The sequence below is a fragment of the Terriglobia bacterium genome (genome assembly GCA_020072645.1).
Lineage (GTDB): Bacteria > Acidobacteriota > Terriglobia > Terriglobales > Acidobacteriaceae > Angelobacter.
The window spans coordinates 32,491-44,920 of record JAIQGK010000022.1 but is presented as its reverse complement, the minus strand read 5'-3'; the positions used below and the strand labels follow the sequence as shown (position 1 = coordinate 44,920).

9 protein-coding genes are annotated in these 12,430 nt (G+C 55.1%); 4 read left to right on the top strand and 5 right to left on the bottom strand.

Annotation, left to right across the window (positions count from 1 at the left end; all coding sequences use genetic code 11):
• Positions 1–41: 41 nt before the first annotated feature.
• From cobA to LAO76_25005, 3 genes are all read right to left on the bottom strand, one after another.
• Positions 42–845 carry a uroporphyrinogen-III C-methyltransferase gene (gene cobA, locus LAO76_25015; GenBank protein MBZ5494199.1) on the bottom strand — a complete coding sequence of 268 codons (804 nt, stop codon included), beginning with the start codon at positions 843–845 and terminating at the stop codon, positions 42–44.
• A 108-nt stretch (positions 846–953) separates the two neighbouring features.
• Complete coding sequence (locus LAO76_25010) at positions 954–1,619, bottom strand: bifunctional precorrin-2 dehydrogenase/sirohydrochlorin ferrochelatase (protein MBZ5494198.1); 666 nt, start codon at positions 1,617–1,619, stop codon at positions 954–956.
• 2 nt (positions 1,620–1,621) lie between these two features.
• Positions 1,622–3,337 (bottom strand): nitrite/sulfite reductase, encoded by a 1,716-nt coding sequence (locus LAO76_25005; protein MBZ5494197.1) that lies wholly within the window; start codon positions 3,335–3,337, stop codon positions 1,622–1,624.
• A gap of 595 nt (positions 3,338–3,932) precedes the next feature.
• Here LAO76_25005 and thrB point away from each other — a divergent pair.
• Genes thrB through LAO76_24985 form a run of 4 tightly spaced genes read left to right on the top strand, consistent with a single transcriptional unit; the run spans position 3,933 to position 9,028 of the window.
• A complete protein-coding gene (thrB, locus tag LAO76_25000; protein ID MBZ5494196.1) occupies positions 3,933–4,907 on the top strand; it encodes a homoserine kinase in 975 nt (324 codons plus the stop codon).
• Positions 4,907–6,376, top strand: coding sequence for an aspartate kinase (locus LAO76_24995; protein ID MBZ5494195.1), 1,470 nt, complete (start codon positions 4,907–4,909; stop codon positions 6,374–6,376). Before thrB ends, LAO76_24995 begins: the two co-directional genes overlap by 1 nt.
• 11 nt (positions 6,377–6,387) lie before the next feature.
• A complete protein-coding gene (thrC, locus tag LAO76_24990) occupies positions 6,388–7,680 on the top strand; it encodes a threonine synthase (protein ID MBZ5494194.1) in 1,293 nt (430 codons plus the stop codon).
• Positions 7,667–9,028 (top strand): homoserine dehydrogenase, encoded by a 1,362-nt coding sequence (locus tag LAO76_24985; protein ID MBZ5494193.1) that lies wholly within the window; start codon positions 7,667–7,669, stop codon positions 9,026–9,028. Before thrC ends, LAO76_24985 begins: the two co-directional genes overlap by 14 nt.
• Before the next feature lie 105 nt (positions 9,029–9,133).
• Here the strand turns inward: LAO76_24985 and ggt are convergent, their stop codons facing one another.
• Both ggt and LAO76_24975 read right to left on the bottom strand, forming a co-directional pair.
• Complete coding sequence (gene ggt / locus LAO76_24980; GenBank protein MBZ5494192.1) at positions 9,134–10,771, bottom strand: gamma-glutamyltransferase; 1,638 nt, start codon at positions 10,769–10,771, stop codon at positions 9,134–9,136.
• 75 nt (positions 10,772–10,846) lie between these two features.
• Positions 10,847–11,632: a hypothetical protein gene (locus LAO76_24975; GenBank protein ID MBZ5494191.1), complete on the bottom strand. Its 786-nt coding sequence runs from the start codon at positions 11,630–11,632 to the stop codon at positions 10,847–10,849.
• Positions 11,633–12,430 lie beyond the last annotated feature (798 nt).

The following is a 12,430-nucleotide window of genomic DNA, read 5'->3' as shown; positions in this document are numbered from 1 at the left end:
CCTGTCTACAGGTGAGCTAATTCTTTCGCATAGGTGCGTGGTCAATCAGCGCCGCATTGACCAACCTGAAATTCATCGTACCTATATGGATCTATCATTTCGCTCGAGATTGCAGGTAGATGCTCCGCTAGAATCGATAACCTTCCCCGAGCCACTTCGCCCACAATCAAAATAGCAGGCGCGTAAATTCCCTTGGCCGACGCGAGTTCTTGAAGCGTCAGATAGCGCACTTCTTCGTTTGCACGTCCCGCATTCGAAACCACAGCACACGGCGTTGTCGGCTCGTGTCCTGATTCGAACAGACCCTGCACAGTCTTGGAGTAGTCAGGACCAGGCATGTAAAGCGCATACGTGCAACGCGCAGGGCCCACGGTCTCGCTCAACGATGCATTCCGGCAATTATGGGCCGTAACCACTACCAAAGCTGAAGCTTCACGGCGATCGGTCAGCGTGATTTTGGCGGAAGCTGCGGCAGCGCTGGCAGCCGTAACGCCAGGGATAATTTCAAACGCAACTCCCGCTCGACGGAGCGCTTCCAGTTCTTCACCCAGTCGGCCAAATACGGCTGGGTCGCCGGACTTGAGCCGCACGATTGTCTGGCTTTGCGTCTCTCGGGCATGCCACACCATCAGCGCGTTGATCTGTTCCTGGCTGCGGCCGTGGCGACCGCAGCGCTTGCCCACGTTGATCACTTGCGTTGAGGCCGGACAGAGATCAAGTATCTCCTGCGGCACCAGATCGTCGTGCAGCACTATCTGCGCTGCGCGCAGCACTGTGGCGGCGCGCAGGGTCAATAGGTCGGCCGCACCGGGGCCGGCGCCCACAATGTAAACCTTTCCAGGCACGATCAGGCGCTTTTCTTTTGGCTGATGAAACCGCCTTCGGTCCACTCTTCCACAGCGTCAACCAGGCGGTGCAGCAATTGATCGGCATTGCCAATCATATTGAGCCCCTCATGCTGATGCTCTTTCAACGCGTGCCTCAGTTTGGCTTCCAGCTCTGACTTTCTCAAGTGGTCCATGGTTCCCTCCGTGAATAGATTTATTTGATAATTTTACCGGCTTACACTGGGCCAGCAACATTAATAATTCCTTACGGCGCTCCGTGCGCGGCAAGACCTTGCGCATCATGTCACGCATCCGACCCAGCCATGCAGTCCATGATTCATACTCCGGACCGAATTCATTTTCAAGCTTTTTACGCACATGCTGGCTAAGGGCCGGGCTATTCCCGCTAGTGGAAATTGCGATCTGGAACTCTCCGCGGCTGACCACCGCCGGAGCATAAAAATCGCAGTATCTCGGATCATCCACCGCATTCGCCAGTGCGCCGAACTTACGGGCTTCCTGGTACACCACACGGTTCGTATCTTCACAGTCCGTGCAGGAGATCACCAGGAAATAACCGCGCGTCATCCCTGGGCGAAATTCAATTCCTTGGTGTTTAATGCGTCCCTGGTGCGCCCAAAGGCGTATGCGCGGTGTGATCTGCGGCGAAATCACTGTGACGTCCGTGGCCGAGCGCAGCACTGCTTCTATCTTTTGCTCGGCAATTGGGCCGCCGCCAACAATCAGCACCTTGTGTCCCTCAAGCTTGAGAAAAATTGGATAAAGAGACATGGCTATCCTTCCACTCCGTGCGGCACTCTGCCGGGTGAGGGATCACGCAATACGGGCGGCAGGTCTTGCCCCGCAAGAAAAGTCCGCAGGGCCGATTCTGAATGGCGCGCGAAAAACTGCCGTAAATTTTCCCTGCCATGGCGCTCATCGAGATAGCTGCGCAGCAGACGCTCAATGGCATCCGGCACTTCACTGGCCGGGCACCGGTAACCCACCGGACGGCCAAACCCTGCGTGCTCGCCGACAGCGCCGCCAAGACAGAAGTAGTAAGCATCTTGAATGCGGCCCGCAATCTTGAGCTTCTTGCCTTCCAGGCCGATATCCGCAATGCGATGCTGGCCACAGCTGTTTGGGCAGCCTGTTACGTTGAGTTTCAATTGCTGATCAAACTCAGGGATACGGTCTTCCAACTCTTCCACCAGCCAGCGGGTGAAGGCTTTGGTTTCCGTGATCGCCAGCTTGCAGAACTCGCTGCCGGTGCAAGCCACCGCGCCGCGCCAGAAAGGGGAAGCCGCAACATGAAGCCCCGCTGTTTCCAGTCCAAGAGTTACAGCCGCGGTGTTTTCGCGCGGCACGTTCACAATCACCAGGTTCTGAGTGTTCGTGGTGCGAAGCTCGCCATTGCCATAGCGCTCCGCCAGATCAGCCGCCGCCCGTAGCTGGTGTGGATTGATGCGTCCGCGCAGCACGGCCGCGCCCACGTAGAAAAGTCCCGGCTGTTTTTGCCGATGCACGCCAACATGGTCGCGAAACACATCGTCAGGCTGCTGCTCCAGAACTCCTGGCTCCAACTTGTACCCTAGTTTGCGCTCCAGTTCATGCAAAAATGATTCGGCGGTCCAGCCGTGCTGCAGGAAGAGATATTTCAACCGGGCGCGCTCGCGATTTTCCCGCAGTTCGTCGGCATCTCGGAAGATTTCGGCCACAGCCTTGCTTACCGGGATGACCTGCTCCCAGCGCACAAAAGCATTGAGTCGCACGGCCAAGTGAGGCTCGGTGGAAAGTCCTCCACCCACGCGAATGGAAAATCCGGCTTCTGTATTGCCTGCCACCTCGCGGACTGCGGGCGTGAAAGCCAGATCATTGATCTCAGGATAAGAGCACCAATCCTGGCAGCCACTGATGCTGATCTTGAACTTGCGCGGCAGGTTATAAAAATCGGGATTGTCGACAAGCAACTGCGTTACTTCATCGACCAGCGGTGAAGCGTCGCAAAACTCATGCGCGTCCAAACCGGCGAGTGGGCAGCCCGTGACGTTGCGCGTCACGTCACCGCACGTCGCCATTGAAGTCAGGCCGCAATCAAAAAGCGTCTGCAATACATCTGGAAGATCTTTGATCGTGATCCAGTGAAGTTGTATGTTCTGCCGCACCGTAATATCTGCAATGCCGCCCGCATACTTTTCCGTGAGACCGGCGATAGCACGTAACTGCTTTGCATTCACAAAACCATTGGACAAACGAATTCGCAGCATGAAATACGGCATAGTGCGGCCTTCGCCGCCAACTCCACCGACTGCGCCCGCGCCATCTCCCTGCGTGTAAATACCCCACCAGCGGAAATAGGTTTTTATCCAGGAGTCCGGCACAGCCGACAAGCCCTGGCTGGCAAACTGCCGTATTTCTTCAAAGCACTCCCAGGGATTCTTCTCCGCTTTCAGGCGTTCTGCCCGCTGGGCCTTGGTTTCTTTGGCGGCCATGCTGGTTCCAGTGCTCATAGTTTCCGCAGTCTTTCCTAGCAAAGAGTTTAAGAATGTCCCAAAAAGTAAAAAGCCCATCGCGTCTGGCGATGGGCCCTGTTTCCTAAGTTTAAATGCGAATTAGGTAGCAGTTTCTCCAGCCAGAGACACGGTGGTCACCTTGCAACAACAAGTACACATGTCCTGGCGAATGACTGTCATGGAAAGAAAGTATACGCGACTAAATTCAGGTGTCAAGATTAACCCGTCGCTTCAACCCTTCAGATGAGTGCCAGAATGGGACTGATTCATTTCTTTTGGAAGACTGTGCAGCTCTGGTTCCGGGAAAGAACGGGCGCATCGCCCGGCAGAAATGACTTAACTATAGCTTTGGTTATTACTTAAGATTTCTTGACTCTCGCCATAAATTCGGGCTATAGTGCCTTTTAATGCGGGATCGCCAGAGCATCTTCGCCGTAAGCATGTGCTTGACAACAACAAGCACACGCACACCTATGCGAAAATCCGGCGAGCCGTCAGCGTAACGAAGCAGCAATCATAAGTTCCTGACCCACTCGCCGAGAGCGAGTGGGTTTTGTGCTTTTGGGCCATTCAAATTATGAGTCGATCAAACTTGGATAATTCGGTGTATGGCTGGCGGGCAGTGGTTCCGGCCACCTCCGCTAATCTGGGCTGCGCCTTTGATTGCGGCGGCCTCGCCCTGAGACTCTACCTTAGAGCGCTATTCATTCCTTCCGCCGGCGCAGAGTTGAGCCTGGAGTATCAGGGAAAGACGCCTGAGCGCTTTCCCATGGCAAGTTCAAATCTCGTCCTGCACGCGCTACGACTTGCGGCACAACGGCTTGACGCACCTCCACCGGCCGGTCACGTGCTGGTGCAGAATGATATCCCAATCAGCGTCGGGCTGGGCAGCAGTGCGGCTGCCGTGATTGCGGGCCTGCTGCTTGGAATCCAACATAGCGGAAAGCAAGTTGCTCCGGAGTTGCTTTTGCGGTGGGCGGAAGAGATTGAAGGTCACATTGATAATTCGGCCGCCGCTTACTATGGCGGCCTGGTACTGGCGCTTTCCAACAACGTGGAGCGCGTGGTCGTGGCCAGGACTAACTTTCCCGAAAGCATCCGCCTGGTGATCGTCACGCCGTCAATTACTGTGCCTACGCACCAGGCACGAGAGGTCCTGCCCAGGAAGTATGACCGGGCTGACGTGCTGCATACACTGCAACGGACTTCTATCCTCGCCGCTACCTGCTTCTCAGGAAACTTTGATCTCTTTCCGGAGTTGTTCCAGGACAAATTGCATCAACCATACCGGCAGCAACTGGTGCCGGGAATGGAACGCTGCCTGGCCCTGCGTCTTCCCGGCTTGCTTGGAGTAGCAATCAGCGGCTCAGGTTCATCAGTGATTGCCTTTACCACAAGCGACGAGATGCGAGTGGCCGAAGAGCTACAGAGAATCTTTGCCCAGGAAGGTATGCAGACAGAGGCAACGTTCACCCTGGCCGATAACAATGGCGCAGGCGTGACTCGCGAACTTATACCTCTGATGGAAAGAATTGGAGCAGTGCTACAGAAGTTGGAGAAATCGTGATGTACGGAAAGCGTTTGATCGTAATGAAGTTTGGCGGTACCTCTGTAGGAAATGCCGAGAGGTTCCGCCAGTGCGCCGCAATCGTCAGTGAGGCGGCAAAGCATGACCGGATCGTGGTGGTGGTTTCCGCCATGGCGGGTGTGACTGACTTGATTTTCAAAACCATTGAGGCGGCACGGCACGGCGACGCTTCTGTTACAGAAACTCATTTGCAAAGATTTGAGGGCTTGCATCGTGAGCTCGCATCAAGTTTGTTTGAACATCAGCGCCTGATCGCCGCGAATGACTATATTGCAGAAGTCATGGCACAACTGCAAAATGCCTGCCACGCGCTCTCAGCATTGAGGTCGGATATTTCTGCGCAGACTGCTGACTCCCTTGTCGCATTGGGAGAACGCGTATCCGCCTGTGTTCTGGCGGGTTATCTTCAGCGACTGGGAACCAATGCCGAGTTTGTCCGCGCGGAACAAGTAATTGTAACCGACAGCAATTTTGGCAACGCTGCGCCGGACATTGAAGCCACGCGCATTCAGTGCAAGCAATCGCTGCTTCCTCTACTTGAACGCGGCATTGTGCCCGTGGTCGCCGGCTATAGTGGCGCCGACTCGCAAGGCAAGTCCACGACGCTGGGGCGTGGAGGCTCTGATTATTCCGCCACCATCATTGGAGCAGCGTCTGGCGCGGATGAAGTGTGGATCTGGACCGACGTGGATGGGGTGCTCACGGCTGATCCGCGCATTTGTCCTGACGCTGCTACTCTGCCGGAAATCAGCTTTGCAGAGGCGATCGAGCTGGCATATTACGGCGCAAAGGTGATTCATCCCAAAGCCGCATATCCGGCCGCGGAGGCGGGCTTCCCTGTCTGGATCAAAAACTCATTCCGCCCTGAAGTTGCCGGAACCAAGATCACGAATGACGCCCGGCCAGCCAACTCGCCTGTCAAGTCCGTGACTTCAGTAAAAGACGCCACGCTCATTTCCTTATTCACGCGACGTGATATTCATCCCGTGGAACTGTGGGGAAGGCTGTTCCTTCGTCTGGGGCAGGAACAGATTGAAGTCCTGTTTGCGACGCAGTCATCACCTGAGCATGCGCTCGGCTTGGTGCTGCGCAAAGCCGATGCAGGGCGCGTACTGCAGTTGATTCACTCAATCTTCCGTATTGAGCTGGCACAAGGCGTGCTGCTGCCGGCGGAGGTCAACAATGAGATTGCTGTCGTGGCAGTTCTGGGCGAGTCAATGAAAGGCACCTGCGGAATCCTGGGCCGGGTCTTTTCCGCGGTGGCGCGATGCGATGAGAGCGTGATCGCCGTGGCGCAGGGAGCCAGTGAACTCAGCATCTGTTTTGCCGTATCGGCGGCGCGTAGCGCGCAAGTTGTGCGTGCCGTGCACGACGAGTTTTGCCAGCCCGCAGGAGCGAATATTCCTGTATGCCTTCGCCCCAGCGTTTCTATTGCGGGGGCGCAATGAGTACAGTACCGATGAAGCCGCCGGTCGCGGCGCACTTTTTGCGCTGTGTCCACTGTGCCAAAGTACAGGAGACTGCCGATCGAATGTTCCGCTGTACGCAATGCTCGGAGCTGCTGGAGGTCGTTTATCCGGAATGGGCATCGGCGCCGCCGGAGTTCGCGCTGCGCTTGAAAGAAATCTGGCGCGAACGGCGAGGATCCTCACTGCCGGAAAATTCGAGCGGCGTTTGGCGCTTCCGCGAGTTGTTGCCGCAGGTCGATCGCCAAAACATGGTCACTATGTGCGAAGGCAACACGCCTCTAGTCCCACTCAGAAAAGTTGCACGCGAACTACATCTGCCAAACCTCCTGGTGAAACATCAAGGCATGAACCCCACAGGATCATTTAAAGATACTGGGATCTCCGCCGCAATCACCATGGCAAAGGCTGAAGGATTTTCCTGGGTATGCTGTGCTTCCACAGGAAATACGTCAGCTTCGGTCGCTGCTTACGCGGCGCGGGCGGAAATGAAGAGCATCGTCCTTTTGCCTGCCGGGCAGGTTGCCGCCGGAAAACTGGCGCAGGCCCTGGAATACGGCGCAAATGTCTTGCAACTGCGCACAGACTTTGATGGCTGCCTGAGAGTTTTGCATGAAGTCGTCCGCAAATTCTCTGCGTATCTTTTGAATTCGCTCAACCCTTACCGGCTGGAAGGGCAGAAAACGGTGGCGTTTGAATTAATGGAGCAGTTGGACTGGCAAGTCCCTCAACATGTAATTGTGCCCGGCGGAAACCTGGGCAATAGTTCGGCGTTGGGTAAGGGATTTATGGAACTGCGCGAGCTTGGCCTGATCCAGTCGCTGCCCAAGATTTCCATCATTCAGGCCGCCGGAGCCAATCCGCTCGTCCGCACCATGCGAGAAAACGGGGGTACAGAATTAATTCGCGTGACTCCCGAGACCAGGGCAACGGCCATTAGGATCGGCAATCCCGCTTCCTGGCGAAAGGCAGTAAGCGTTCTGAAAAATACAGGCGGCGCATGCGAAGAAGTCACCGAAAAAGAGATTGCCTTGGCCAAGGCAGAGCTTGGCGCGGAAGGCATCGGCTGCGAACCGGCATCGGCAGCAACTCTGGCTGGGCTAAAAAAACTGGTAGCCGCAGGATTTGTGAAGTCCGCGGATAGGGTCGTCCTGGTGCTTACCGGGCACATGTTGAAGGACATCGACTACATGAAGCAGTTACCGGGACAAAACCTGCTTGGTCCCATGGACGCAGACGGTGATGCGGTAATCCGGACCCTGGAGCAAATCTATGCACGGCATTGAAGACGCCATAGAAAAGCGGAAACCGTCCAGACACAACCCAGAGCAGGTGCGGGTCGGCATCATTGGCTACGGCACCGTGGGTCGCGCCACGGCTGAGATTCTCTCCAGCCACGCTGAAGAGATCAGTCAGAAAACGGGGGGCATTTGTATCGTCGTTACCCGAATCTGCCGTAAGAAGCCGCGCGCCACTGAACTGGGTGTTAATGGAATCACTGTAGTTTCTGACTGGCGGCAGGTGGCCACCGCTAATGACGTGGATATCGTGGTGGAAGCAATCGGCGGAACTACCGTCGCCCGTGACGTCGTTCGCACAAGCCTGGAAAACGGTAAGGCTGTAGTGACCGCGAACAAGGCTCTCATTGCGTTGCATGGCGATGAACTGTTTGCTCTGGCGCAGGAGAAAAATCTTCCTATAGGAATTGAAGCCACAGTCGCCGGGGGCGTGCCCGTGATCCGCGCAATTTCTGAAGCGCTGGCTGCGGACCGGATCCAGGCCGTTTACGGAATTGTGAATGGGACGTGCAACTACATTCTTACGCAGATGGAAGAACACGGCATTGAGTTCGCGCACGCCCTGGAGCAGGCACAGGCCGCCGGCTACGCTGAAGCTGACTCCAGCCTGGACATCGACGGGCTGGACGCTCGCGACAAGATTGCTATCCTGGCGCGCATTGCTTTCGGCCACTCCGTGGTGACCTCGGAGATTCCCGTTACCGGCATCCGCAACATCACGTCCACTGATTTCCATTATGCGCATCGGCTGAATTCGACCATCCGCTTGGTCGCATCGGCAGAGCGGGCGGCAGGGGGCGTACACATTGCGGTACAACCTTGGCTGGAGCCACGCGACTCAATGCTGGCCAAGGCCGCAGGCGCAAACAATGCAATTTTTATTGCCGGTGAAAGCGTTGGCACGCAGATGCTTTACGGACGCGGCGCGGGAGGCAGCGCCACCGGCACCGCTGTGCTTTCAGATGTCTTACAGATTGCTCGCCAGATTGCGCGGGGGCAGACAGAGAGCAGTCTGCTGAAAGGCTTTCATCGCGCTGAGCCATTGCATCCACTGCCCCGCCCCAATCCGGTGAGCTGGTTCCTGCGCCTTACTGTGAACGATCAGCCGGGAATCCTTGCGCGCACGGCAGAAGCGATTGCTCGCGAAGGAATCAATATTGACTCCGTAATCCAGGAACCCAACATGGCCAAAGACCGCCTCTCATTTGTAATTACGCTGGAGCCGACGCTGGAAACAACCGTTCAACGCGCCGTGGAGGCGATTGATCGATTTGAATTCATGCGAGCGCCGGTGCTCCTGCTGCCGATGATTTCTTCATCCGAAGAACACGTGTAGGAAATTTGGTGATTGAGTGATTTGGTAAATGAGCAAATGAAACCTGCAGGTTGACGGGTGAAGCGTCCTCGGGCTCAATCTTCATTTACCAAATTCCCAATTTACTCATTTACCAAATCCGCTCGGTTCGGGCTCAGCAGAGCCGTCCGCGCGCGGATCAGATGCCGCCCAATTCATCCCTGTTTTCGAGTTGTGCATTACCGCCTGGCCGCGCCCCATGAGCGCGGTGTATTCGGCGCGGACAATCAGGTTGTGGCCTTTCTGTCGCAAAGCCTGGATTACGTCCGGCGCAACGCGCGATTCGATCAAAATATCGCAAACGACCTCGCCGCTGGTTACAGTAAAGCGCGGCGCCTCCAGCGCTCCCTGAATATTCATTCCGTAATCAACCAGGTTGGAAACGAATTGTGCATGCGCCAATGGTTGATTGGCTCCGCCCATGATTCCGAATCCTATGTGCACATCATCGCGCTCCATAAACGCCGGAATAATTGTGTGGAATGGACGTTTGCGCGGCTGCAACGCGTTGGGGTGGGATGGATTGAGCGAAAACAACGCCCCACGGTTCTGCAGGGCGAAGCCCATGCCATTCACTACCACGCCAGAACCAAAAGCCGAATAATTGCTTTGAATCAGAGATGCGATGTTCCCGTCTTTATCCACGGCGGCCAGATACGTTGTGTCGCTGGTGGCGGGATGACCGGCGCCTGGATTGCAATTGGCTTTTTCCGGATTGATTTTTGCGGCGCGCTCTTTTGCGTAGTTCTTATCCAGTAAACCGGTCACCGGAACCGCGGCGAAGCGCTGATCGGCGTTATAGCGATAGAGGTCTGCATAAGCGAGCTTCATGGCCTCAATTTTTTTGTGCAGTTCTATTGTGCCCTTTGGGCCGCCTTTGTCAGGCTGAAAGGTTTCCATGATATTGAGCATTTCCAGAGCGGCCATGCCCTGGACGTTCGGCGGAAGTTCGTAAATTTTCCAGCCGCGATAGGTGGTTGAGATCGGCTCAACCCATTCGGCGGAAAAATCCGCCAGGTCCTGCAGCTCCATTGTGCCGCCCATGGCAGAAGACGTTTGCACGATGGCCTGCGCAATCTCGCCTTTGTAAAAAGCATCGCGACCTTTTTCCGCGATCAGCCGCAACGCTTTCGCAATGTCAGGATTGTTGAATGTTGCACCCAGCTCCGGCACTTTACCACCAGGGAGAAACACTCTTCTCGCTTCTGCCGTTTTACCAAGCTTGCCTTCTTCGGCGGCCCAGTAATCCTGGATTATTTCCGGCACCGCATAGCCGTGTTCAGCGTAATAAATGGCCGGCGTGAACAAATCTTTCCAAGGCAGCTTTCCAAAACGCTTATGCGCCTGGCTCCAGCCATCGACAGCCCCGGGAACCGTGACGCTGTGAATGCCGTCGTGCGGCATGGCTGTAATTCCATGCTTGGCCAGGAATTCGATGGTCAGCTTTTGCGGTGCCCAGCCACTGGCGTTCAGTCCATAGAGTTTCCCGGCTTTTGCGTCCCAATAAATCAGGAAGAGATCTCCGCCGATCCCGTTCATCATGGGCTCCGTCACTCCCAGAACGGCATTCGCGGCGATGGCCGCATCTATTGCCGAGCCACCATGGGCCAGGGTCTGCGCGCCGGCCTGCGAAGCCAGGTAGTGGCTCGTAGCCACAATGCCCCGATCCGTCATCACGATAGAACGGCCATAGGAACGGTCTTGAGTGGAAGCGTTATAGGTCATCAGAAAAACCAAAACGATAGGAATAATTGCGCGCAACTGGCACCTCTGGATTGCAGCGAAGCATTATAGCCGTCATCAACTTTTCTTCCAGCTAAATCTCCTTCCAATGATGGCTTTGATGATCAAGTGGTCCGTAGAGCGCGTCACACCCCATCCAGCACCGAAGTTAATTTCCCAATTGGGTGAGACATTCAAGTCAATTGCAGGAACAAACTGCTGTTGTTGTTCCGCCACAGGATCAAAGCTGCCGATCGGCCCCAGAGATCCGTAATACTCCAAGCCGCCGGCCACAACTTTGGAAAAGTCATAGGACATCTTTGCGTTGGGAGAAAATTCAAAACCCAGGCTGGCATTGTCACCGTGCAGGGATTTATCGATAGTGGGATTGAAAGAGAGATACCAGGGGCCGATCTTTTTATCAATGATTGGACGCATCTCCCAGGTCCATGTGTCGGCGGAAAAGCTATGGCGCTGATAGCCAACCTCATTCGAAAGACTCAAACCCACGGGCCAATGCCATTTCTCCGGAATGCGGAAGCGGGGACGTATATGGTCGCCCACCCAGTCCCAGCCATCACCCGAGCGGGCACTGGTAAAGATATAAAAGCCGGTCTCAAACCAGTCATTCCATCCCTGAGTTATTTCAATGGTTTCATGCACGGCGTGATTCGTGGGCCGGACGCCATCCACCACACTTTTTTCGCCCTGAGCAGTCCAGTTGGTATGGAATTCCACCATGGTGCTGTGCGGCTCGACCGTATCGGCGCCATAGACTTGGATCTCATAGTTATCCTGCGCCATCAAATGGACCGGACACATCCATGCCAATGAAATAATGAACAGAATCGCCTTTGCGATCATTGCCTCACCCGAAGAAATACACAGAAGATTGGTTATAGACGTTTGCCGCGACAAACTCAAACCCGGCGCACAGCCGTGCATCATCGGCATAGAGGCCTGAGATTCCGGGCGCAAATAAAGAGGGCCGCTTCATAGCGGCCCCCTTTATACCTTTTCTCTACCTGCCTCTTATGTTCAGGCTGCTTTGGCAGCTCTTTTTCTTTCAGCCCAGCGCTTTTTCATCATTTCTGAAATGCGCCTTTTGGCAGCCGCGCTTAAACGCCTGCGTCCGCGCCTGCCACCACCCACAGCCGCAATGCCACGACGGCCATTCATTGAACCGCGAAGAGCGGAAATAGCCTGCTCCAGGCGGTCTCTTTCTGATTCTAGCTCCGAGATGATCTGTTGCGTATCCATATAGCTCCTTCCGAGAGCATGCTACCAGCGTGGAATCTATCCTGCAAGGCGAATTAGGCTAGAACTCCCCTAAAGTGAATGATAGACCCACCCTTTCCTGGGCCTATTTGTGAGATAGCTTTCAGTCGATTATGACGGAAGCGGGCAAGCATTAAGTTTCTATGGCATATTTCCTAATTTAATTTCGCGATTCATGGTTTATAGAAAATGTATAGTTGTTACTCTTATCCCATTCTGCTGCTCGTCGCTTACGTAGGACTGGATTCTTCATCCTAAAATAAATTTTCATAGGCTTGCTCGCTACATTAAAAAACGGGTCGAAGTTGCTGTTCGTCACAGATCTGAGGCGGCTTATTCGTTTCTCAGCGAACTGGCGCGATGCGAGAAAACCATGACTCCATC